General features: G+C 29.9%; 18 protein-coding genes. 8 read left to right on the forward strand and 10 right to left on the reverse strand.

All coding sequences use genetic code 11. The features are described 5' to 3' along the window. Positions 1–14: 14 nt before the first annotated feature. A complete protein-coding gene (locus OXH55_RS01595) occupies positions 15–1679 on the reverse strand; it encodes a ribonuclease J (RefSeq protein WP_268047655.1) in 1665 nt (554 codons plus the stop codon). Positions 1680–1866: 187 nt separating this feature from the next. Here OXH55_RS01595 and OXH55_RS01600 point away from each other — a divergent pair, with 187 nt between their 5' ends. Beyond that, entirely contained in the window at positions 1867–3081 is a 1215-nt protein-coding gene (locus OXH55_RS01600; protein WP_268047656.1) for an alanyl-tRNA editing protein, read from the forward strand. 228 nt (positions 3082–3309) lie between these two features. Continuing rightward, the gene (locus tag OXH55_RS01605) at positions 3310–5358 is read left to right on the forward strand and encodes a methyl-accepting chemotaxis protein (protein WP_268047657.1); all 2049 of its coding nucleotides are present in this window, start codon (positions 3310–3312) and stop codon (positions 5356–5358) included. 61 nt (positions 5359–5419) lie between these two features. Here OXH55_RS01605 and OXH55_RS01610 read toward each other — a convergent pair whose 3' ends face one another. Beyond that, the gene (locus OXH55_RS01610) at positions 5420–6346 is read right to left on the reverse strand and encodes a VgrG-related protein (RefSeq protein WP_268047658.1); all 927 of its coding nucleotides are present in this window, start codon (positions 6344–6346) and stop codon (positions 5420–5422) included. Between the two features lie 78 nt (positions 6347–6424). Further along, positions 6425–7513, reverse strand: a complete 1089-nt coding sequence (locus tag OXH55_RS01615) for an RNA ligase RtcB family protein (protein WP_268047659.1) — start codon at positions 7511–7513, stop codon at positions 6425–6427. Between the two features lie 297 nt (positions 7514–7810). Between OXH55_RS01615 and OXH55_RS01620 the strand changes: the two genes are divergently transcribed. The 3 genes from OXH55_RS01620 (at position 7811) to OXH55_RS01630 (ending at position 11670) form a co-directional block, all read left to right on the forward strand. Further along, positions 7811–9142 (forward strand): DUF5050 domain-containing protein, encoded by a 1332-nt coding sequence (locus tag OXH55_RS01620; protein ID WP_268047660.1) that lies wholly within the window; start codon positions 7811–7813, stop codon positions 9140–9142. A 110-nt stretch (positions 9143–9252) separates the two neighbouring features. Then, complete coding sequence (locus OXH55_RS01625; RefSeq protein WP_268047661.1) at positions 9253–10323, forward strand: DUF6709 family protein; 1071 nt, start codon at positions 9253–9255, stop codon at positions 10321–10323. Positions 10324–11022: 699 nt separating this feature from the next. Further along, positions 11023–11670: a DUF3298 and DUF4163 domain-containing protein gene (locus OXH55_RS01630; RefSeq protein ID WP_268047662.1), complete on the forward strand. Its 648-nt coding sequence runs from the start codon at positions 11023–11025 to the stop codon at positions 11668–11670. Between the two features lie 168 nt (positions 11671–11838). Here OXH55_RS01630 and OXH55_RS01635 read toward each other — a convergent pair whose 3' ends face one another. Together OXH55_RS01635 and OXH55_RS01640 are read right to left on the reverse strand one after the other, a co-directional pair. Further along, positions 11839–12867, reverse strand: a complete 1029-nt coding sequence (locus OXH55_RS01635) for a LacI family DNA-binding transcriptional regulator (RefSeq protein ID WP_268047663.1) — start codon at positions 12865–12867, stop codon at positions 11839–11841. Further along, positions 12864–15206, reverse strand: a complete 2343-nt coding sequence (locus OXH55_RS01640; RefSeq protein ID WP_268047664.1) for a glycoside hydrolase family 31 protein — start codon at positions 15204–15206, stop codon at positions 12864–12866. Before OXH55_RS01640 ends, OXH55_RS01635 begins: the two co-directional genes overlap by 4 nt. Positions 15207–15545: 339 nt before the next feature. Between OXH55_RS01640 and guaD the strand changes: the two genes are divergently transcribed. The 3 genes from guaD to OXH55_RS01655 all read left to right on the forward strand — a co-directional run bounded on the left by guaD (position 15546) and on the right by OXH55_RS01655 (position 19295). Continuing rightward, the gene (gene guaD, locus OXH55_RS01645; RefSeq protein ID WP_268047665.1) at positions 15546–16802 is read left to right on the forward strand and encodes a guanine deaminase; all 1257 of its coding nucleotides are present in this window, start codon (positions 15546–15548) and stop codon (positions 16800–16802) included. Positions 16803–17152: 350 nt separating this feature from the next. Continuing rightward, positions 17153–18304 carry a GGDEF domain-containing protein gene (locus OXH55_RS01650; protein ID WP_268047667.1) on the forward strand — a complete coding sequence of 384 codons (1152 nt, stop codon included), beginning with the start codon at positions 17153–17155 and terminating at the stop codon, positions 18302–18304. A gap of 130 nt (positions 18305–18434) precedes the next feature. Further along, complete coding sequence (locus OXH55_RS01655) at positions 18435–19295, forward strand: hypothetical protein (protein WP_268047669.1); 861 nt, start codon at positions 18435–18437, stop codon at positions 19293–19295. Between the two features lie 58 nt (positions 19296–19353). Here the strand turns inward: OXH55_RS01655 and OXH55_RS01660 are convergent, their stop codons facing one another. From OXH55_RS01660 to OXH55_RS01680, 5 genes are read right to left on the reverse strand one after another with little or no spacing between them, the layout of a single operon-like run. Continuing rightward, positions 19354–20391, reverse strand: a complete 1038-nt coding sequence (locus tag OXH55_RS01660; RefSeq protein WP_268047670.1) for a metallophosphoesterase family protein — start codon at positions 20389–20391, stop codon at positions 19354–19356. A gap of 57 nt (positions 20392–20448) precedes the next feature. Then, positions 20449–23058, reverse strand: coding sequence for a glycoside hydrolase family 38 N-terminal domain-containing protein (locus tag OXH55_RS01665; RefSeq protein WP_268047672.1), 2610 nt, complete (start codon positions 23056–23058; stop codon positions 20449–20451). 18 nt (positions 23059–23076) lie between these two features. Continuing rightward, complete coding sequence (locus OXH55_RS01670; RefSeq protein ID WP_268047674.1) at positions 23077–24147, reverse strand: PTS fructose transporter subunit IIC; 1071 nt, start codon at positions 24145–24147, stop codon at positions 23077–23079. Between the two features lie 33 nt (positions 24148–24180). Continuing rightward, complete coding sequence (locus OXH55_RS01675) at positions 24181–24489, reverse strand: PTS fructose transporter subunit IIB (RefSeq protein ID WP_268047676.1); 309 nt, start codon at positions 24487–24489, stop codon at positions 24181–24183. A 22-nt stretch (positions 24490–24511) separates the two neighbouring features. Beyond that, a complete protein-coding gene (locus OXH55_RS01680; RefSeq protein ID WP_268047677.1) occupies positions 24512–24967 on the reverse strand; it encodes a PTS sugar transporter subunit IIA in 456 nt (151 codons plus the stop codon). Positions 24968–24973: the final 6 nt, after the last annotated feature.

Here is a 24973-nt window from a genome sequence, read left to right on the forward strand (position 1 = left end):
GCCCTGTTAACCAATTAAATTTCCATAATAATAGGAAGAACAATGGGTCTTCGTTTTGTTTTTTCATATAAAAATCTTTCTATGGCTTTTTTCATATTAGCTTTCAATACATACCACTCAATAATTTTATTTTCTAGGCAGCTATTAAGCTCTTTTTTAACAATTTCTTTTACTCCATGAATCAACTCTTCTGATTCTTTTGCATATATAAATCCTCTAGTGATTATATCTGGGCCTGCTATAATACTATAAGACTCTCTCTCTAAAGTAACAACTACAGTGAGCATACCATCTTCGGCTAAGTGTCTTCTATCTCTAAGTACTATATTTCCCACATCTCCTACTCCAAGTCCATCTACAAATACAGAGCCAGTACGAACTTTTCCAGATATCTTAGCCTCTTTATCTGATAACTCTAAAACCTCTCCCATATCCAAAGTAAATATATTTTCACCTTTCATACCTAACTTCTTAGCTAAGTCAGCATGGTGTTTCAAATGCCTATGTTCTCCATGAACTGGCATAAAATACTTAGGATGAACCAATGTATGAATTAACTTTAATTCTTCTTGGTAGGCATGACCTGATACATGTACTTCTTCTAAATCATCATAAATTACCTCTGCACCTTTTTTAAATAATTGATTAATTACCCTAGATATAAGTTTCTCATTTCCTGGGATTGGAGATGCAGAAATAATAAATAAATCCTTTGGTTCAATACTAATTTTTCTATGGTTAGAAAAAGCTATTCTTGCAAGAGCTGCCATAGGTTCTCCCTGACTTCCAGTAGTTATTATAGTTACCTGTTCATTAGGGTATTTTCGTACTTCATCTACATCTATAATGTAACCTTCTGGTATATGAAGATATCCTAATTCCATAGCTACCTGTGATATATTCTCCATGCTTCTTCCACTGAAAGCTATCTTCCTTCCATACTCTATAGAAGCATTTACTATTTGCTGCATTCTATGAATGTTTGAAGCAAAAGTTGCCACAATAACTCTACCTTCAGCATTAGAAAAAGTTCTAGTGAAAGTTTCTCCTATAGCTTTTTCTGAAATCGTATGCCCTTGACGTTCCACATTGGTACTATCAGCCATAAGCAGCATTACTCCCTCTTTTCCTAGATTTGAGATACGCTCTAAATCCATGACTAACCCATCAATAGGTGTATAGTCTATTTTAAAATCACCAGTATGTAATATTGTACCAACCGGTGTATGGATAGCAATGGCACAAGAATCTGCTATACTGTGAGTAACTCTTATAAATTCAATCTTCAAATTTTGTATTTCTATTATATCTCCAGCTTTTACTACATGCAGTTCACAATCTGAAAGTATATTATCCTCCTTTAATTTATTTTCAACTATCCCTAATGTTAACTTTGTACCATAAATAGGTACATTCAATTGCTTTAAAATATAAGGTAATGAGCCTATATGATCTTCATGTCCGTGAGTTAGAAAAATGCCTTTTACCTTATCCGCATTATTTAGTAAGTAAGTTATATCAGGAATTACCAAATCTACACCATACATCTCTTCCTCCGGAAAGGATATTCCACAGTCTATAACAATAATTTCATCTTTATACTCAATAGCAGTTATATTCTTACCAATTTCTCCAAGACCTCCTAAGGGAATAACCCTTACACTATCCTCGTTTTTCACTAAATCCTCTCCTTTATTCTTATAAATTATATTATTAATTTCACTTATTTTATTTTGCCTTATAGTGTTAAAATTAATTCTTTTTCTTTGATAAAGTTATACATAATAGTAAAATCAATGACTTTTAAAATTTTCATGTTAAAATATAGTTATATACAGCATAATCACTAAAAGGAGTTGTTTAATTTTGCAAAAACTTTATTACGAAAATCCATATAAAAAAGAATTTACTGCTGAGATCATAAATATACTTGAGAAAGATAATAAATATCATATTGAACTTGCTCAAACCTATTTTTATCCAGAAGGTGGAGGTCAACCAAGTGATACAGGTTACATAAATTCTATTCCAGTAACCCACGTATATGAAGAAAATGAAAAAATATATCATGTAACTGAAAGAAATCCTATGAAAATTCATAGAGTTAAATGCAGCATAGATTGTAAGAAAAGATATGACCATATGCAGCATCACCTTGGCCAGCATATAATTTCTGCTTGCTTTGTTGAATTATTTAATGCAAATACTATTGGTTTTCATCTTGGAAAAGATTCTTCAACTATTGATATTGATAAACTTCTTTCAAAAGATGAAATTAGAAAAGCTGAAGAAGAGGCTAATAAAATAATCTTTGATAATATTAATGTAGAAATATTATATCCAACCAAAACTGAGCTAAAAAAATTGCGTCTTAGAAAAACTCCACCAAAAACTGCTAAAAAAATTAGAATAGTTAAAATTGGAGACATTGATATAAACGCATGTTGCGGCATACACCCAAATTCAACAATTGAAGTTCAATTAATTAAAGTTAGTAAGTGGGAGAAATACAAAAACGGTACAAGAATTCATTTTCTTTGCGGCTCAAGAGCAGTTTCCGATTACTTTTATAAACATGATTCAATAGAAAGAATGTCAAATCTTTTATCCTGCAGTGATAGTAATGTGTTATGTGAAGTAGAAAGACTAAAAAAAGAACTTAATAAAACTGTTGCTGAGAAAAGGGAATTAAAAGAAGAAGTTTCTAGATATGAAGTACAAAATATGCTAAATTCCTGTGAAAGCATAAAAAATATCAAGATACTTAAGTCTATATATGAAAATGTAGATTTAAAGGATATTAATAATTTGGCATCAAAATTAATATCTTTTCCAAACGTTATAGTTTTATTTGGAGTAAAATCTGAAGATAAAGCGCAACTTTTGTTCATGCGTTCAAAAGACTTAAATATTCTCAGCATGAATAACCTTCTAAAAGATGCTATAACCTTGATTGATGGAAAAGGTGGCGGAAGTGATTTTTCTGCACAAGGCGGTGGAAAAAATAATAACAATGTAGATTCAGCAATAGAATATGCCTATAATAAAGTTAAAGATTTCATAATATCTAATCTAGCTTAATAAGCATTAAGTAGATTATAAAGAGTCTTGTAAATTTTGCAAGACTCTTTATAATCTTAAAAATAACATTTTCTTTTTTTTGTTAATATGAAACACTCAATTAAATATTATTATATTCGATATTTACTATATAATAATTAATTAGGTAGTTTCAAACTAAAGCAATTGAAATATACAGAATTTTCTAAATATTTCAATTTATTAAAACTTAATAAGGAGATGAATAAGATGTTTATAAAAAACAAATTATCAAAAAGTATTTTAACTAAGGTATTGGCTGGATTTGTCAGTATAACAATTATTGTTTTTTTAGTTACAGGGCTTGTAGTTAATAAATTTAATAAAGACATAACATTTGAAAATATTAATGAAGCACTTAAAGCTAATAGTACTATTCTATCCCAGGATATAGATTCTTTTTTTAATTCTGGAGGTATATTAGTTACCCAGATGGCAACAAATACTCAAATGCTAAAGCTTGCAAGTGAGGTTAACGCAAGAACTGATCTTAAGGGTAATGCCAATTATTCAGATGTAATTGCTAGTCTTAAAAAGATTAAAGCTTCAAATGAAAATGTTGCTTCAGCCTATATCGCTATTAAAAAAGCAAGTTATTTAGTTACTGAATCTGAATGGAATTGTCCTGTTGATTGGGATATAAATAAAAGACCTTGGTATATAGAAACAATGCAAAATGGTAAATTGACTTATTCTGCACCTTATGTAGATAAAATAACAGGTAAAATGGTTATTACTATAGCATATCCTCTTTATGACAATAACAGCAAAGCTGTAGGAGCTGTAGGAATAGATTTTTCCATTGATCAAATAGGTAGCATTATGGAGAAATATAAAATAGGAAATACAGGTTATCCTTTTCTTGTTGACAAAAATGGTTTAGTTATATATCATCCCGACACTTCTAAAATATTAAAAGATAATTTAACACAACGTGATGATAAATTAAAAGATATAGGTGAAAAGATGGCTAAAGGTGAAAGTAATATTGATATTTATAAATATGAAAATGTAGAAAGATATATTTCATATTCACCAATTAAGTCAAATGGGTGGTCCGTTGCTTCTGTAATAACAACGAATGAAGTGGAAGAAGATATTGTTAAATTCAATACAATCTTAATATTAATTTACTCTATAGGCTTAGTATTAATGATTATTGTTATATTCTTTGTTATTAAGAAAATATTGAAAGATGTTCCTAAATTATTAGATGGAATAAGAACAATTGCCTCTGGAGATTTAACATCAGAAATCGAAGTTAAATCTACAGATGAGATTGGTCAAATAGCTGAAGAAATTAATAAAATGTCTGTTCATTTAAGAAGTATTGTAGAGAAGATTTCTGTAAACAGTCAAAATGTAAGTGCTAGTGGTGAAGAACTTTTTGCTACTATATCAGAAATAAATAAACAAATAGAAACTGTTACATCAAGTACTCAAGAAATTGCTACTGCTATGGAGGAAACAAATGCAGCTTCTGAAGAGATGACTTCATCAGGATTATTAATCAAAAACAGTGTCACTACTTTAAATGAAAAAGCTTATAATGGTAACTCTTCTGCATTAGAAATTAAGGAAAGAGCTTTAAAAATGAAGGCTGAATCAGAAGAATCTAAGAAAAAAGCATTAGATATCTATAAGGAAAAACAAGAAACTATACTAAAAGCCATAGAAGAAGGTAAAATAGTAGATGAAATAATTAATATGGCAAATATAATTAGAGGTATAGCAGAACAAACTAATCTTTTAGCACTAAATGCAGCTATTGAAGCCGCTAGAGCTGGAGAACAAGGAAAAGGATTTGCAGTAGTTGCCGGAGAAGTAGGAAAACTCGCTGCTGAATCTGCCGAAACTGTAAATAATATCCAAAATATTGTTACTCAAGTTAAAAATTCATTTTATAATTTATCCAATAATGCCAATGGATTATTAGATTTTATAGACAAAAATGTTACTCAGGATTATGATGAAATGATAAATAGAGCAGAATTATCTTTAGAAGATTCAGATAATGTTTTTAAGTTAGTAAAAGGTTTTTCACAAAATATAAGCGAAGTTTCTGAATCAGTTGAGTTGTTAGTAAAGTCTATTGAATCAGTATCTGCAGTTGTAGAAGAAGTTGCTGCTAGCTCTTCTGAAATAGCAAACAATGTAGATGATACAAAAGCTGCATCTGAAAATCTATCACAAGTTGCAGAAGAACAAGCTAACCTTGCTCAAGCTTTAAACGGCATGGTTAATGAGTTTAAAGTTTAGTTAACCTATAATTCCTATTCCAAAAACCCCCCATGGTTTTCTAATCCATGGGGGGTTTTTCCTATAGCATATTAAGCATATCTTGCTTTTCTCTCGTAAATCTATTGTATACACTTCGTTTTACTTGTTCCGAACTACTTCTAAAGTAAATATTAACCTTCTGACGTTCATTATATAAATCATTTATAATACTGCGATCATCCTTATTTAAATTTAACTTTGAAAATATAGCTGAAGTTCCCCCCACACCGTGTTGAACTACCGTAGACCATAAACTTTCCTTTAAAGCATCACTTCTTTTATCTATATTAAAACCAAATTTGGATTTTAAATTTTGTGCAGCTTTATCATAATAAGATTGTTTTACATAATCTTGCTGAACTTTCATGAATTTCTCCTTATTAGTCAAAGCTATATTGAGCCATGCAGCATCAAAATTTTTACCAAATTTATTACCATCTTTCCTCTTCGCTTCTGAAAGTTTAGAATAAAACTCTCCATAATTTCCTTTAAGGGAATTTACAAAAGAATTTAGCGAACCTGTTTTTGAGGAAAATTGCCATGCTCCATAAGACTTTCCACCATAATCTCCTGGGGTATTACTTATTGCTCCAGGATTTAAGTTTGATTCATACTTAGAAGCTTTTAAACCTAATCCACTAAATTTATTGTATATTCCTTTTGAATATGACTGTGGATAGCTAGTACTTCTCATAATTGAATTAAAATTACTTAAAGTTCCTAGAGAATCTACTGAATTTCCAGAATTTCCCTGATCCAAAGCAGCTGATACAAACTCTTGCATCATTGGGTTGCCTGTATTTTCTGACATTTGATTTAGCATTACTTCAAAAGCAAATTTCTCAACTGCTTTATTTAAGTTTTTCTCGTTATTTTCTATTTTTCCATTATTATCAACATTATTTTTCATTTGTGACATGTAGTTTTTCAAAAATATATTGTTAACATCATTTGCAGATATCGCCATTACTCTCTCACCACTTTATATAAAAATTTTTCAATGTTATTGTTATCGTATGATAAAAGTAAAAGTTTATATATAGTCCTAATATTTATAAGTAACTACAGGCTTCAAACTAGCTACAAGCCTAATCATTTTTTCTTCTAACATATCCTCTATTACTCTTTCTATATTTTTATAAGCTTCTGGTGCTTCTTCATATATTAAGGTTTTGTCCTTACATATTAAATTACAACCAAAAGAATTATTTCTAATAGATTTTTTAGAATAAACATTTTCAAGTTTTTCTCTGCATCCAAATCTGGCCCACTTTCTTCCAGATCCATGAGAAATTGAAAAAGCATAATCAATAAGATTATCTTCTGGTTCTACTATATATGAATTAGTTCCCCTAGAACCTGCTATAACAATATATCCTTTATCAGAAGGCGCTGCTCCCTTTCTATGAATATAGAATATTTCATTATCAATTTCATACTTATCTATGCTATTATGAACACTTTCTAACAGCTTTTTGTCATCCTTACCATTTACCGCTGTTAATATCCTGTATGCAATTAACTCCCTATTTAACTTTGCAAACTCAACAGCTCTAGTATGCTCACAAAAATAATCATGAAACCCCTTACTATTAGCATCTAGTCCGTTTTGACAGCAATACTCTTTTATATATTTATTCAATATATACTCTCCATAACTTCTAGAACCGCTGTGAACTAATAAATATATATTATTTTTATCTATTCCTATTTTATCTAAGGCCTCTTTATTATATATACCATCTATTTGTTGAAACTCAGCAAAATGATTACCGCCACCTATAGTTCCCAATTTCCCCTTAAATGGCAACTCCACTTCTTTAGTTAATTCATCTATATTTATGTTTTCTATACCATTTATTTTTTGCAGTTTTTTCATAATTTTATCTACTTTAAGCTTATCCTTCTTTAATCCTGTACTAAAAAGTGTCATACCGCAGCCTATATCATTTCCTATAATATGAGGATATATAATATCTTTAGTTATAAAACTAGCTCCAACTGGTGTCTTTCCAACATGTAAATCAGGAAGTCCTACTGCCTTAACTATTCCTTTTAACTGTGCAACTTTTTTAAGCTGTTCAACAGCATTACTTTCTATCCATGACTTTTCACTTTTAACTATCTTTATCATATTCTCTATATTCTCTCCTTAAATTCATTATTTGTTTTTATATTCTTTGAGAGAACAAAGATTAACCAATAGAAATTTTATTAAGTTCTTTCTATATTCTCTCACCCATCTTATTTACTAACATCATATTAAACACGTCCTTTCAAATGACTATTTTTATATAATTATAACACATTGACGAATTTTAGATCCTATTGTTGATTAATTTTATAATTTATTCCTAATTTTGAATTTATGTTAAAGTTATGGATACATTTTCCGATAATCAGTAATGAGAAAATTTGAAAGGATGATATTATGAAAAAAATTACTTCTATGTTAAGACAAACATTTTGCACATTACTATCATGTTTGTTTGTCTTTACTGGAGTCATGGTAGCACAAGCTGCTTTATCTCCAGCAGTTGTTGCAAAAGCAGCAACAGCATCTGACAATGCATATGTTTACTATGTATCAAATGGATCTTTATACCGTGTAATGAGCGACGGTACCAAAGAACAAAGGTTAGTTAACTCTTTTCAAGGTGTTCAACTTACACCAGCTGGGAATTATCTATACTACATGTATGACGAAAGATCTACCACACTATTACGTATTCCTATGGATGGTTCAGCAGTTCTCCCATCACGTTTTCAATCTGATGTAGTACACTTTGTAGTAGATGGTGATTTTATATACTACATGAACGATAAAGGTGCTATATACCGTGCTTCTGTAAATGCTAAAAAAGCTTCTGAAGCCAAACTAATAACAGATATGGCAGATACAAAACATCCTGGATTTGTTGTTATTGAAGGACGAGTATATTATAATGCACTTAAAAGTGGACGTACAACTTGGGTAGCTTCAAAGGCTGCTAACGGAAGTGGACAAGTACAATGGATTGCATCAGGTGCTATTCCTAATCCATGGTTTACACGTACCGATAAGACATCTATTTATATGATGATAAACACTAAACCTGAGGAAACTAGATATTCATTAAACTGCATGGTACTCTATTCAATACCTAAAAAAGGTGGAGCTGCAAAAGCACTTAATCTAAAAACTCCACTTAACGCAAACTCTGTATATTCTGGCTGGTGGACTAACGGATATTTTCTATTTAATAATGGTATATCACTTGATTTAAATGGAGAATATGACTATACAACTAGTAAAGGTTGTATCATGGATATGAAAGGTAATATGATTCAAATACATGATACAGGTATATATGAAATTGCTAACATTGCTCCTAACAAACTTGTATTTGTAGATGCATATGGTAATGCTTTTGTTAGTACACTAAACAACAACAAGATTGTAAATAAAAAGCAACTTTCCATAAATTATGCAGGCTATGTACGTAATCTTATGACTGATGGTAAAGTAGGAGCAACTATGCTATTCGCACAAAGCGGAGCATATATGTTACAACCTGATTTATCTCTTAAAAAAATGGTTGGAATTGAATGGGATTTATGTATGTATAAAGATAATGTACCTGGATTTTTCTATGTTAATGCTGGCGACAATGGTAGATTATATCACATGAACAATGATGGTAAAACAAGTACAAAACTAAGTGATAAAAAAGTTAAGAGAATAGTATTAATCTCAAAACCTAATGCTGCATCACAAAAATAGATTTTAAAAGAACTACCACAGTATATTTTGTATACTATGGTAGTTTCAATCTTTTTGTTCTTTTTTGTACATAATGTAAAATTTAACACAACAACGAAGGAGAAATATAAATGGAACAATCTTACTTTATGAAAATCTATAAAAAAAGATGGCGTTATAGGTTTATAGTACTATTCCTTTGGGGTATTGGTATTATTGGTTTAATATACCAAGGAGCAGTTACATACTATAACAGCACAAATAATCCAACTATTGTTAAAACCGAATCAGATTATATGAAAGCTGTACAGAACAATAGTTATATCAAAATTGACTCGAAAGAACTATATGATTTAGGTATTGAACTGGTAGAAACCAAAAGTAAACATGGTAAAAAATTATCAGAACATACAAAAGCAATGTTTACAGCTATAAACCTTGATGGAAAAATACTTGCAGTATCTCTTCCTCCTGAGGTATATAAAGAAATGATGGAACAAAAAAAAGTATCTTACTTATTGGTGGGCAACATAAAAGAATTCAAAAATGATGACTTAAGATTTTTTAAAAACATCCTTATAACAGATGGATTTTCAGCTAAAGAGGTAAATTCATTATTACATAGAAACTATCTACACTATATAACTCCATCTCACTTAGCCGCACCATATTTTATTTTAGCAGTTTGCATTGCCATAGCACTTATAGCGTTATTTATACCTTGTATGTATAGAAATACTAAAGCTTTAAAAAGCCTTAAAAACTATTCAAACGGCAACCTTGAAAAAGCCTATGAAGAAATTGATAATGAAATTAAATTATGGGATGTATATAAAAAGGCTCCCTTTACAGTAACACCAAACTATATAATAGTTGAAAGTCAGGCAATTGTATTTGCTATGCCATTAAACGAGCTAATGTGGGTCTACAAAAGCACTGTACAAAGTAAATTATGCCGCTTTATTCCATTAGGTATGAAAATAGATAGTATAGTATTTGTATTTTCAGATAAAAGAACTTATAAGATTGATTTGTATAGAAAAGGTCAACGTATTGATGAGACTATACAATATATTTCAAAACATTGTAATACATCTATTGTGGGATTTTCTCAAGAACTTAAAGATTTATTGAAGAAAAATCCTAATGAGTTTATACGTCAATGGAGAATGCGTAAAGAAATGAATATGACAGATTTATAATAAAGTAAATAGTAGCCAGTTTATATATAAAATCTATAAACTGGCTACTAAGCAAACCCTAATTCATTTTTAAACTGATTCTCTGTTTCCTTAAACACAAAACTTTCCTTCCTAATTACCTCGGTTCCAATTGCACTTACATACACTTTAATTGATCTTTGGGTAAATCTAAAATTTTACTTTCTAAAAACTTTACACTTTTTCTTGTTACTTTAATTCTTAACTCTTTAACTCTTTAACTCTTTAATTCTTTAACTCTTTAATTCTTAACTCTTTAATTCTTTAATTCTTTAATTCTTAATTCTTAATTCTTAATTCTTAATTCTTAATTCTTAATTCTTGATTCTTAATTCTTGATTCTTAACCTACATACTTCTTTACTTTAAAACTAACTTTCCCTTAATACATTAGGGTTTGCAAGAAGTTTTTTTATTCTTCTTGTTTATATTATAGCATGTCTTAATATAAACGAAAAGGTTTTTTCTGAATTTTCAGTATTTTCTTGTTTTACTAAAAAACACTCTACTTCTTCTTATTTCAAAAACTTCTTAAGAACTTAAATTCCTAAATTCTTAAGAAGTTTTATTGTTAAGTATATAAATTTCTTAATTCTCTTATCTCTAAAATGTTAACAACCTTATGCACCTTTGAATATTATATTTTGTAACATTATTATGTGGGTAGGTAGGTGTATAGTATATGAACTACATACAGAATTCTGTTCAGATTATAACAAAAGGATTGATTAAACCAGGCCACAAGATAGTTATAGAATATCCGAAGGTTATTTGTATGACAAATAAGGCTGTTCAAAAGAAAATAAATGATGCAATACTATTTCTTGTTAACAAGCTATATGTTGATCAGATCAATCAACTAGTTTTTCTTCAAGGATACCCGCAGATACCTAAAATGGAAGTTAATGGTTGGTATGAAATTAAAACAAACGAAAGAGGTGTTTTAAGTTTATCCATAGGCAATTACACTATGGCGTATCCTGCTGCTCATGGTTTTACCATTATTAAGTCATTAACATTTGATATACAAACAGGGAGAATATATCAATTATATAATTTGTTTAAACCCGAAAGCGACTATATGGAAATACTATCCGACATTATTTCTAAACAAATAAAGGAACGCGATATTCATCTAATTAATGAATTTAAAGGTATTAAAACTAGTGATCAAGACTATTATATAGCTGACAAAGCTTTAGTAATATATTTTCAATTATATGAATTAACCGCATATGCATATGGCTTTCCTTATTTTCCAATCTCAGTATACGAAATACAGGATATTATTCAGGAAGATACTCCACTTTACAAAATGTTATATGATTAGCAATGCAGTACTAGCAAATACTATATGATGTACTGCAAGAACAAAGGTTGGAAATTATAAAATTTTATAATTTCCTAGTAAGTAAAAAAGTTGAGACTTAAATAAATTTGTACTTACACAAATCTATTTAAGTCTCTGCATTTTGAATTTGATGCTATTTATAATTTGTTAACACCCCTTGGCTAACCCCTTACTATCAACTACTGATTCTCTTTCAATTAACTCTACGGGCATTACATATTCTCTAGCAGCATAGTTTTTAGTATTTACACTATCTATTACTACCTCTGCAGCCTTTTCACCCTTTCTGAATATATCTTGCCTTATAGTAGTTAGTTCAGGAATAAAATACTCACTATTTTTAATATCATCAAATCCTACTACTGAAATATGCTGTGGTACATATATTTTTTCTTTATAAAGTCCTTTAATTAAACCTATTGCCATTATATCCGAAACACAACATATAGCTGTGATTTCCTCTACTTTTTCTTTTACTAAAAGAGCTACTTTTTTTCCACCTTCATAACTAACTTCTGATTCGAACACAAAATCACTCTTAGGATCAATATTATACTTTTTTAAAGCCTCTAAATATCCTTCGTATCTATCCTTATGTGCTGGATGACCTAAAAATCCAATATTCTTATGACCTTTCTTAATCAAATATTCCGTTGCTAAGTAAGCTCCTTTTTCATTTTCTGAAGATATATAAGTAAATTTATCACTGATTTTCTGATGATCAATCATAATTACAGGAATATCTACTTCTTCTAATCTTTTATAAATATTCTTATTGTATTCTCCTAATACTATTAAACCTGACAGAGAACCACTTCTTAAAGTTTTTATGCATTCATCTTCATCCTTAACACATATTATCAAAGTATTGTATCTATATTCTCTGCATTTGTATTCTACTCCACTTAAAAATTCTTGGAAGAATGGATTTTCTGTGAATATAGTTTTTTGATAACTTTCCGACCAAGGAACAAAGATACCAACAACTCTATTTTCTTTTTTTACCAAGCTTCGAGCAGCTAAATTTGGTTTATAACCAAGTTCATCTATTATTTTTAAAATTTTAGCTCTTGTTTCTTCTGTAACCTTGTCTACTCCATTTATTACATAAGACACTGTGGCTGTAGAAACTCCAGCCTCCTTTGCTACATCTTTTATTGTAACTTTAGACTTCATAATTCAGCAACTCCATCTTTTATACTAAAGTTAACTGATTTTCCCTCTACTAAAATTTCTGAAATCTGTATACCATTCACCTTAAATTTAAATCCTTTGTAAGCATTTCTATATTTTTTATGAGTATTGTGTATATCAATAACAATACCTTTTGCTTCTCTTCTTACTGTAAACTCATATAAATTAAACTCTCCATTTTGATATTCAAAGCTTTCTCCATCATCCTGATAATGCACGTACTTCACTTCTGTTCCTTCCTTAGGAGGATAAATATCTAAAGTTAATGCTTCAATTTCTTTTTCCCCAATATAATTTTGTACAGGATAGTTTGGAAGGATACTGCCTTCTTTAATATAGATTGGACATACATCCAAAGGTGCTTCTTTTATAATATACTGTCCACCTTCAAAGACTTCTTTTGTCCAATAATCTATCCAACAATCTCCTTCTGGAAGATATACCATTCTTGCAGTTTTACCCTGCTCTAATATTGGGGCTACCAGAATGTTTTTACCGAATAAAAATTCATCATTAATCTCATAAGTTTTTGCATCTTCTTGATAGTGAAGCATAAGAGGTCTAATTATTGGAAGTCCAGTATTTTCACCTTCCCACATAAGATCATAAATATAAGGAATAAGTTTATAACGAAGTTTAATATATTTACGGTTAATTTCTTCTGTTGCAGAATCAAATGCCCAAGGTTCATGATCTCTTGTATTACTGCATGCATGATTTCTAAATAATGGAGTAAAGCATCCCATTTGTACCCATCTTGATAAAAGCTCTGCAGTACAATCAAAGCTGAATCCTCCTACATCAGTACCACAAAAACTCATTCCACTTAATCCTAAATTCATTAACATAGGAACAGACATTCTTAAGTGTTCCCAGAAGCTTTGATTATCACCTGTCCAAACAGTAGAATATTTTTGTGTTCCTGCATAGCAAGCTCTAGTAATAACAAATGGTCTTTTCCCAGTACATTTCTTAATTCCTTCATAAGTAGCTTTAGACATATAATGTCCATACACATTGTGAATTTCTCTATGGTCTGCCACAACGCCATCATTATTGAACATTACATCATCTGGCAACGGACCATTGAAGCTTGCAGGTTCATTCATATCGTTCCAAATACCTGAAACTCCAGAATCCATCATGATTTTCTGATTTTCTGACCACCATTTTCTAACTCTCTCATTTGCAAAGTCAGGATATAGAGAATCTCCAGGCCAAACTTTATTTACATAAGGTACTCCATCCTTATCTGTAGCAAAGTAATTATTCTTAATACCTTCATCATAAATATTATAACCTTTATCTTTCTTTACTCCTGGGTCAATGATAGTTACTACCTTAAATCCCTTTTCCTTTAGTTTACCAACTGTTGCTTCGTGATTAGGGAATTTTTCATTATCCCATGTAAAAACCCTATATCCATCCATGTAATCTATATCTAAATGTAATACATCGCAAGGAATGTCTCTCTTTCTGAAATTATCTGCAAGTTCCCACACTCTGCTATCTGGAGCATAAGACCAACGACTCTGCTGATATCCAAGAGTCCAAAGTTGTGGCATAGGAGTTTTTCCTGTTAAATGAGTATATCCTCCTAAAACTTCTTTGATTGATGGTCCATATATAAAATAATAATCTAAATTTCCATCTACTGCTCCAAAATAGTAATAATCACTATTTTCCTTTCCCATATCAAAATGAGATTCAAAAGTATTGTCAAAGAAAATTCCAAAAGCTTTCTTTTGTTTTAGTGCAATAAAGAAAGGAATGGATTTATATAAAGCTTCATGACTTTCTACATGCGGTCTAGGATCATCAGTGTTCCACATTTTATAATGATATCCTTTTTTATTTAGATGACCTGTTTTTTCTCCAAGCCCATAAAAGAACATATCATCTTCCATTTTCTTTACTACTTCTACGGTATATTTTCCGGATTCCTCTCCTACTTTATGTCCTTCCGCTGCTGCCAAATCTGCACCATTACCTCTTCGTACAAAAGGCTCTCTATCATAACGATAATCTTGACACAATACATTTCCCTCATTATCGTAAATATCCACTTTAAAGTTATCAAAAATATAAATTTGTAGCTCGTCCGTAGTTATCTCAATACTTTCTTTCTTCATTTCCACATTAAAGCTGCATTCTTGTATTTTTAAGTTTTCTACTGCTTTAGATAAACGCTGTTCTCTTTTAATAGGCGCAAAAAAGTTTATAATAAAAGGAGTAATAACTTCTACTGTTACTTTTTTTTCTTCAAATTCAATGAAAATCTTATTATCTTCCTGTTGAAAACGTTTTATTTTACCAAACATTTTACCACCTCTTCTATTAATTATAATAATCTTGTTAAACGTTTAACCGATTGGGTAAAAAAATATAAAATGTTTTATATAATTGCATGACAATGTTTTAAATGAAAAGTTTTTTAAACGTTTAACCTATGTTTTTTATTAGCATATCATAGTTGATTTTATTCTGTCAATATATTGGCAGCAAATATTTTATTTGGCAAAACCATTGTTCTTCTAATATTCTTCAACTGAAATTTTTATCTAATAATGTAATTTATGGTATAATAATTACTTAAATATATAAACTACAAAAATATAATTGTGTTTTCAGCCTAAAAATTAGGAGGTATAGAAATAGAAATGAAAAATATTTTAATACTAAAAGGAAATATTATATTTACAAAAACATCTGATAGATTTGAAATTTGTAAGAATAGTTATATAGTATCGGTTAATGGAAAGGTAGAAGGCATATATAAAGTATTACCTGAAAAATATATGGATTGTACTGTTGAAGATTATGGAGATAGATTAATCATTCCAGGGTTTGTTGATTTACATTTACATGCCGCTCAATTTCTTCAATGTGGAATGGGTATGACCAACCAATTACTTGATTGGTTAAATGATTATACATTTGATTTGGAAAGACAATTTCAAGATGTGGAATTTGCAAAAGAAGTTTATACACAATTTGCAGATAAACTAATAGCTAATGGTACCACTAGAGCATGTATTTTTGCTTCTTCATCCACTAAAGGTACAGAAGTATTATTTGATATATTGAAACAAAAAGGAATTGGTGCTTATGTAGGTAAAGTGAATATGGATAGAAATGCTCCTGATTTTATTATTGAAACTACAGAAGAATCAATAAAAGGTACAAAATATCTTATAGAAAAATATAATAATGAAAAATTAGTTAAACCCATTATAACACCAAGATTTGCACCTACAAGTACAGATGAATTATTAGAGGAACTAGGTAAATTGGCTAAAGTATACAATGTACCTGTACAATCTCATTTAAGTGAAAATACTGATGAAATAAATTGGGTACAGCAGCTTTTCCCTGATTCAAGAAAATATTTAGATGTTTATGATAAGCACTCTTTATTTGGACAAACTCCTACAGTCATGGCACATGGTATTTATTTAGATAATTCTGAAATCGATAAGGTAAAAAGAAATAAAGTAACATTAGTACATTGTCCCGATTCAAATATTAATGTGCGAAGTGGGATAATGCCTTTGAGAAAATATTTAAACATGGGTATTCAAGTTGGATTAGGTAGTGATATAGCAGGCGGACATAAAATTGCTCTAAATGAAGCAATAGTTAGGGCTATCCAATTATCTAAATTATTAAGTATGAATCAACCAGAATATGAACCACTTAGTGTGTCAGAAGCATTTTATTTAGGAACTAAAGGAGGCGGACAATTTTTTGGAAAAATTGGAAGCTTTGAAGAAGGATATTGTTTTGATGCATTAGTTATCGAAGATGATAGGTTGATATCCGATAGATATACTTTAAAAGATAGATTAGAAAGATTCTTGTATATTGGTGATGATAGAAATATTTGTGCACGATATGTAGAAGGTAATAAACTTTAATAGATACATTAAAAATTCATAATAATAGCCAGTTTATATATAAAATCTATAAACTGGCTATTTTACTATTGGACAAATATGGTATGTTAGTGGTAAAATAAAGTTATCCATATATAGGTAAAAATACAATTTTAATTACTAATCACCCCTTTCAGAAGTGACTAAAAATCTTTAGTTGCTCTATGATAACTAACTCTATTCTTGATAGACTTCTTCAGCACTCACATGTTATAAACTTTATTATTCCTTAATAAATTTTCAACACTATACCCTAAGCCAAAATTCTCTTCAATATTTACAGTAAATATGCAAAAGCATGTAAAAAAGTATTAATTACTTGGAGGGTTACCATGTTTTCGTTTCATAAAAACCTTTTTCATCCTGTTTTACTACAGCATAAACAGGATTTTTTTGAAAAAAGATTTATGCATAATAATTTAAGCATATTGTTTTTATCTGTTTATTTAACAATAGAACAGATGTATTATTGTTTATATGTACGAGAACCTGGAAGTTTTATTCAAAAGGTTCACTTTTTCACTGCTATTATTATGTTGTTTTATGCTATTGTAAGTATATATATTCAAATGAAAAGACCTCTTTGCACCTCTTGGCTTCATAAAATTTATGAAATTAGTTTTGGTTTTTATGGCTTTTTAATTGCAATAATAAGAGGGCTTCTAATACCAAATAATGTTTTTCCACTACCAACTATATACATTGCAGTGCTTTATGGATTTGCTGTAATTTTTTGCTTTCATCCTGTTAAAAGCTTTTTTGTGTATGGGCTAACTAGTGCGATTTTAATTGTAGCATTTCCAATATTTCAACCAACTATTATACAAAATAGCTACATACAAGATATTTTATCTAATAATATTATTTCTTGGATTGCTTCAATAATTAATTATGAAAAGTATGTGAAAGAATTTATAAATCAGAAAATTATTAACCAAAACAATGAAGAGCTTAAAGAAAAGACCCTGCAAATTGAGAAGATGAATGAAAAATTAAAAGCTATCTCAATAAAAGATGGATTAACGAATATTTACAATCGCAGAAAATTAGATGAAATTTTAGAATGTGAATATAATAGAGCCAAAAGGTATTGTAGAGAGTTTTCAATTATCCTCTTGGATCTAGATTGGTTTAAATCTGTTAATGACACATATGGACATAATGTAGGAGACAAAGTATTAATTGAAACATGTAAAATATTAAAGAATAACATTAGAAACAGTGATATGGTTGGTAGATGGGGTGGAGAAGAGTTTTTGATTATTTGTCCTGACACCACTATGCAACAAGCATTACATATGGCTGAAAGATTAAGAAAAGCAATTGAAACTTATAAATTTTCAGTTGTAAATAAAAGAACTGGTAGTTTTGGTGTAGCAACTTATAAAAATAGAGATACAATTGAGAGTTTAATAAATAGAGCAGATAAAGGATTGTATAAAGCCAAAGAAAATGGAAGAAATAGGGTTGAAATTACTGAGTAAATTTAAGTATATCTTCATAATAATTTAAGGTCACTTTAAGGGTGATTTAAGAATAATTAGTTATTATAAATATAAAGTAAAAAACTTAACCTTGCTAAAATAGCAGTGAACAAAAGAGGAGCTGATAATTATGTCAAAAGGGAGAACATTTTTCAAATCAATTATTATCACTTTAATGATTGGTATTTTATTTACTGGATGTGGAACAAATAAGACAAACAAATCATCTATAGTTACAGATAATGAAGAAATTAATTCACTTACTTATATTTATGGTAATAAAAAAAGTGATACTGTAATAATTAATACTCAAGGTGGACCTGTTCCTGAACTTATGAATGATGAATTAAAGGAAATTTTATCTTCAGTAAATACAAAAGATTATTTGATAGTAAATGTACATCAATCACAAACAAAAAAACCTGAATTATTTATTAAAAAAGAAATATCTTTTGATGAAGCAATAAAATACGATAAACAAAGTGTAGAAGACTTGTATAAAATTGTGAAATATTATAAGGATCAAAATAAAAAAGTATATGTTTTAGGTATATCTTTTGGAGCATTTATGACTCAAGAATTAATAGCTGAAAAAGGCGTTGATGCAGCAGACAAATACTTAATAATGGTTGGAAGATTAAATATTAATGAAATGTTTTGGAAAGGATTTAGCCAAGGCAAAAATGGACACTATGTAAATGGAGTAAAACCAGTTCTTGAAGATGTAACTGATATTACAGAAAAAAATATGTATAAACTAGCTGCTGGTTTGGGTAGAAATAGGTATACAAATAAACTAGATAAATATGATTTATCAAAGGTAACTTATGTGTACGGTAAAACAGATGAACAAGTTGGTAAATTGAATGATAAAGAAATAGAGTTTTTAAAATCAAAAAATGCTACTGTTATATCTGACGAAAGCGGTCATAGCGATGCAATTGATAATAAAATAAAAGAAGGATTAAAAAAAGCATTTGATATTAAATAAATAACAAATATAAAATATAGAAGTTATGTGATAGCACATAACTTCTATATTTTATAAATTATTCAGCACCCCATACTGTAATAACTCTCAACTTACCGTCCCCATCTTTACAAGCAGCAGTTTGTATTCTAGGACATATTGCTCCTAGTGATCCTAGCTTATAAGCATTAGCCTCTATGTTCATATGCATATGTCCATAGCACCAAAGTCCTGTACGATTGATATTCCCATTATCATATAAAAAACTGCTAACCTTCTTATACTCGTTTGGTGAAAAAGTACTTTTAAAATCATTTGTAAGACCATGGTGTGCAAATATTAGCATTTTATCTTCCTCATCTGACTTATATTCGTTATAGTGATCTTTAAACCAAGACCACGTTCCTCCTGAAAAATCATATAAACTAGCCTCAGAAGGTACTCCTACCGTCTTAGAATGAAATCTAGCATTAAAGTCTGCACACATAAAATGATATCCTTTATAGTTAAATGCAAAATTTTGAAAGTAATTATAACAGTTCTGTTCAGGATTCCAAGTCTTTGTTAATCTTGTACCATCATCCCATTCCTCAAAATGAGTACTCAAAGAATCAAAAGTATCTTCGAAAACCTCCATGAAATATTGCTCACCAACAGCTTCTGGAGCTTCATCATTAGAAGTATAAGGCCATATATCATGATTTCCTGTAAGCGGAACATATGGAATTTCAAGTGTATCAAGAATTTCTTTTGCCTTCACAAATTCTGATTTTTCAGCACTGTCACTTATATCTCCAGTTATAATAACAAATTCTATCCCTTTGCTCTCGTAATTTTCATTAATCCAGTTAACAGTGTCTCTTAAATTCTGTGCTGCAACTCCTACATCTCCTTCTGGCGCTTCATCATCATATCCCTCAGTACCATAGTCATCAATATCTCTTCCCATATGAATGTCGGTAATATGTGCGAAGGTAAAATTTTTCCCTCCTTGCTCATTATTAATTGATGAAGTAACAACTTTAGGGCTAGCATACGCATAAGTAGAAAAACTAATACTACTAAAGCATATGACCATGGTAGTAATTAAAACTTTTTTTATAAATTTTCCTAACATAAAATCCCCCTCTTTTAGACTAGCATAGTATTACTTGAACTAACCTCAATTCCCCACTTACTTATATAACTTAATAGTAATCATGTTATATGGTTCTATTGCTAGATTATTACTTTCTTTAGCTACTTCAATATTGTTTACCAATTCCCATTTTGTGAAGTTTTCAAAGTTATACTCATTTAATGTAATTTTCTCTTTTGAAGAATTTTTTAATCTTAGCAGCAGAGCCTCATCTTTAAGTGATGGTGAAATACTACTAAATGCAACTTCTTCTCCTATAGATAGCAAGCTATATTCTTTTTGGTATTTAACCCTTGCTTTTGGAGTTGGTTGAATTTTATTATCTATTCTGTGTATAAATTTGTTTAATGTTTGCATTTGGTATGAAATATCTTGTGAGGTATATGCTTCATATCTTTTTTCTACCACATGCTCATTAAATTTCTCTTCTATCAATGATATTGCAAATTCAAATTGGCTTACTCCCTGAATTTGGGCTAGAGGTGTTGGTATCATTACATGACCTTGCTTTGTCGTATCCCCTGATGCACGACCTGGACGGTATAGTAAGTTAGGTTTACCTAACTGTCCTGTTGTTGAAAGTAAAGTTAAGTACATTGTATCTTCTATTACTTGATATTCTTTAATTCCCTTTGAATAAATTGATAATGTGGTTTTATCATTTGTAATAGATACTGTGCTATCAAATACTTCTATATCAATTGGTATTTCTAGATAGCTTTTATTCCATTCTCTAATTTTTCCATTAAGTATAGGTCTATTGATATATCCAAATGGAATTGAAGCTATTGATTCCTTTGCCAATATATCTGATTTTATTCCTATTCTTAATCTATGGCTTTCTATTTTATTATCCACCATTATTTTACACTTAATTAATGAAGAATCTTTTATTAAGCTTATTTCTAACTTAATATCTAACTCCCCTAATTCTTTCTTTGTAAGTCTATCTTCAAGAGTTTTAGGTAATAATTTTTTACCACATAATATTAACTTTTCAATATTATCTCCATAAACTTTGATTCCTTCAGTAATTGTAAAACAAATTTGTTTATCTTCTCTCAATGGCGAGAAATCGTAGGTATCACCATCATTACCGCAGTCTTCAAATTTTATAAAATCCTTAATTATTGTTCCATTCTTTAACTCTATACAGAGTACATTTTCTTCTACAAAAATTTTGTATTCCCCATTACTTATTTGTAATTCCCTGCTAGCTTCTACTTCTTTTGCACTATCTTTCACTATGTTAAATACTTTGTATCCCATAGATGGTAGTTCTAGCTTAACCATTGCAGTAATCTTGCAATAAGGCTCTTCATTTATATAGTAGTTTCCTTCTGGAGCTTCTATTAGAATATTTTTCTTTCCTTCAAAATCCTCCACTGAAAGTATAGTAAACTCTTCTACGCCTTCCATTGAAACGTCTTTATTCTTACTCATAAATTCTACAATTTTATAACCTGAATACTTATATGGCAGAGTATTAAACACAATAACCTGATCTTCCTTAATTTCTATACCTTCAGCTATTCTTTTTTTAATAAGATTTTCTAATCCATCACAGATTTCTCTAGCTTGCTTCATACGATATAAAACATCCTTAGCCACATTATCTGTAATACATCCCCCTATACTATCATGAGCTTGACCTTCCATAATTTTCTTCCAAGCTTTAATTATTAAATTTCTGCTTATATCAATTCCTAAGCTTTTTGCCATTGCATATAATGGCTCTACTCTATTTATCAATAATTGCTCCACATCAAAATTGGTTTTCTTTATATCATATCTTACAGACCCGATAGTTTTGTGTACTCTTCCTGTTCTTGGTTCTCTAAATTCACCTTCATATGTTTCTAGTTTTTCTTTATTTTTTCTAAGGATATCAATAAATTCTTCATAAGTGCTTTGCTTGTATACATCCTCAGTATGCTTGTTTATTTCTTCTATTTTCTTATTTAAATCATGAGTCATTTCAACTTGGTCATTTCCAATAGGTATAATTATTTCATCTAAGTTTGATAGTTTCTTAATTTTATTAGCTAAAGGAAATAGTTTCTTTTCTCTAAATTCTTCTGTTGTATACAGTCTTGGAACACTCCCATATCCATCTATGAAGTTTGCTGCATATACTTTATCACCACTAATACCTTGCCAAAGAAAATAAGGTGATTTTACGTGCTTATCATAATTTATTCCTCTCCAGAAAATCACATTATCTATATCACAGCTTTTTAGTATAGTTGGTATTTGAGCATTAAATCCAAAGGTATCTGGTAAATACCCAACATTCATATGCTTACCTATTTTATTTGTTTCATTAATTCCTATACTTAGGTTTCTAATGATAGATTCTCCTGAAACTAGTTGAGCATCTGTTTGAGTGTACCATGGTCCAATAAATAATCTACCTTCACTTACAAGCTTCTTTATTTGAACTAATTTTTCTGGTCTAATTGAAAGATATTCTTCTATAATAGATGATTGTCCATCCAAACAAAACTTAGCATCTTTATTATTTTTAAGTTCCTCTAATGCATCTGTAAATACTTGATCGCTAAGAACCAATGCATCCATAGTTGTAAAGTACCATTCCCTATCCCAATGAGTATGATTAACTAAATAATAAATTTTTATATTCATCTCCTCCATAACTGATTATTACATTACTGCATCAATTTCATCTGTTGCATCAAAGCCTGTTCCTAAGAAAATAGCTCCTGCTGCAATTATTGAAGCTCCAACTAATATTCCTAAAACATATACTGGCCAATTTTTAACTAATAACCATCCATAAATGCCTGAGATTGGAATTGTATTTACAGCACCTAATGAAACTGCAACTGCTGATCCAACAGCACATCCTACTACGTTTACTGGAATCATTTTAATTGGATTGATTAGTGTAAATGGAATAGCACCCTCTGATATTCCTACTAATCCCATTATAAATGAAGCTTTTCCTGCTTCTCTTAATTCATTTGAGAATTTAGCTTTTTTAATTAATGTAGCCATACCATAACCTAAAGTTGGTATAATTATAGCAACTTGAGCTGCTGTGTTTGCAACAAATAAACCTTCTGTAATTAAAGCCATTGCAGTAACTACTGCTGCTTTGTTTATAGGACCACCAAGGTCAAAACCAACCATACCACCAACAACTAATGCTATTACTAATGATCCACTTCCTTTACTCATTGTACTCATCCAATTTACTAAACCACTATTTAATGCTGCAAATGGACCACCAATGATATATTGCATTATTAAAACTGTAAATAAAGTTCCAAACACTGGTAATATAAACACTGGTACTATGCTGCTTGCACTTTCAGGCAGCTGAATTTTTTCAGCCATTATCTTCACTAAATAACCTGCTATAAGCCCTGCTGCTAATGCACCTAAAAATCCTGTTCCAAGCTTGTTAGCAAGCATACCACCAACAAAACCTGAAACTAAAGCTGGTCTATCAGCTATTGAATATGCAATAAACCCTGCAAATACTGGTAACATTAATCCCAAAGCTAATCCACCTAAACCGTCTAAAGTGTGGAAGAACGGAACCAAACCTCCTGCTGTTTCATGAGCTGCATCCCATATATCTGTGACACCATAAATCATTGCACCAACTCTTGCAATTCCCATTATTACCGCTCCTGCAATAGTAAATGGAATCATGTAGGATACTCCTGTTAAAACGTGTCTTTTAAGACTTTGAAAAAATTCTTTCATTAATATTTCCCCCTCATATTAATATTAAAAATTTTATTTAAGTAAATTCAATGCATCCTCTATTACTTTTACACCATTCTTAATTGGCGCTGCTACTGGAACCTGATGTATTATTTTCCCTGTAAATCTTTCTTTTTCTCTTACCTTTTGCTCAACTGCAAATATTACAACATCTGCGTCTTCTATCTCTTGTTTAGTTAACCTATTTTGAATTCCTAATGCTCCTTGCTTTTCTACTTTGATAATATGTCCTAGTTTTTCTGCTGTTTTTACTAATGCCTTTGCTGCCATATTTGTGTGTGCAACTCCTGTTGGACAAGCTGTTACTCCTACAATTTTCATAATTAATTCCCCCTTATAATATTTAAAGATTGTTATATAAAAATTTTATTAAATCATTTTTACTATTCATTGAAAACAAGCTATCTTTAAACTCATCTTCCATTAAGTTCGAGGCTAGACTTGATAATATTTCTAAGTGAAGTGTACCTTCATCCTTCTTTGGTACAGCTAATCCTATAACTATCTTTACTGGTTTATCATCTAATGCCTGCCAATCTACAGGATTTTTTAAGGTTAAATAAACTATAGTTGGTTCTACTACACTTTCAACCTTACAGTGAGGTATAGCTAATCCAAATCCAATACCTGTAGTACATTGTTCTTCTCTATCTACATAACCCTTAAATGTTTCTTCTTTACTAGTTATTCTTTTTTCTCTTTCTAAAATTTCTGTAATGTAACTTAATGCTTCTTCTTTTGACTTTAAGTCTACATCTAATTCCACTGTATTTGTCGTTATCATAGTTGTTATATCCATTTTTCT

This window comes from Clostridium ganghwense (genome assembly GCF_026735165.1).
In the GTDB taxonomy this organism is placed as follows: domain Bacteria; phylum Bacillota; class Clostridia; order Clostridiales; family Clostridiaceae; genus Clostridium_H; species Clostridium_H ganghwense.

Bases quoted from the DNA above. Each gene is read 5' to 3' on its own strand.
- OXH55_RS01640 (WP_268047664.1), bottom strand. From the start codon at position 15,206: ATGTTTGGTAAAATAAAACGTTTTCAACAGGAAGATAATAAGATTTTC.
- OXH55_RS01605 (WP_268047657.1), top strand. From the start codon at position 3,310: ATGTTTATAAAAAACAAATTATCAAAAAGTATTTTAACTAAGGTATTG.
- OXH55_RS01635 (WP_268047663.1), bottom strand. From the start codon at position 12,867: ATGAAGTCTAAAGTTACAATAAAAGATGTAGCAAAGGAGGCTGGAGTT.
- OXH55_RS01630 (WP_268047662.1), top strand. From the start codon at position 11,023: ATGAACTACATACAGAATTCTGTTCAGATTATAACAAAAGGATTGATT.
- guaD (WP_268047665.1), top strand. From the start codon at position 15,546: ATGAAAAATATTTTAATACTAAAAGGAAATATTATATTTACAAAAACA.
- OXH55_RS01650 (WP_268047667.1), top strand. From the start codon at position 17,153: ATGTTTTCGTTTCATAAAAACCTTTTTCATCCTGTTTTACTACAGCAT.
- OXH55_RS01615 (WP_268047659.1), bottom strand. From the start codon at position 7,513: ATGATAAAGATAGTTAAAAGTGAAAAGTCATGGATAGAAAGTAATGCT.
- OXH55_RS01665 (WP_268047672.1), bottom strand. From the start codon at position 23,058: ATGAATATAAAAATTTATTATTTAGTTAATCATACTCATTGGGATAGG.
- OXH55_RS01660 (WP_268047670.1), bottom strand. From the start codon at position 20,391: ATGTTAGGAAAATTTATAAAAAAAGTTTTAATTACTACCATGGTCATA.
- OXH55_RS01675 (WP_268047676.1), bottom strand. From the start codon at position 24,489: ATGAAAATTGTAGGAGTAACAGCTTGTCCAACAGGAGTTGCACACACA.
- OXH55_RS01680 (WP_268047677.1), bottom strand. From the start codon at position 24,967: ATGGATATAACAACTATGATAACGACAAATACAGTGGAATTAGATGTA.
- OXH55_RS01625 (WP_268047661.1), top strand. From the start codon at position 9,253: ATGGAACAATCTTACTTTATGAAAATCTATAAAAAAAGATGGCGTTAT.
- OXH55_RS01620 (WP_268047660.1), top strand. From the start codon at position 7,811: ATGAAAAAAATTACTTCTATGTTAAGACAAACATTTTGCACATTACTA.
- OXH55_RS01670 (WP_268047674.1), bottom strand. From the start codon at position 24,147: ATGAAAGAATTTTTTCAAAGTCTTAAAAGACACGTTTTAACAGGAGTA.
- OXH55_RS01610 (WP_268047658.1), bottom strand. From the start codon at position 6,346: ATGGCGATATCTGCAAATGATGTTAACAATATATTTTTGAAAAACTAC.
- OXH55_RS01655 (WP_268047669.1), top strand. From the start codon at position 18,435: ATGTCAAAAGGGAGAACATTTTTCAAATCAATTATTATCACTTTAATG.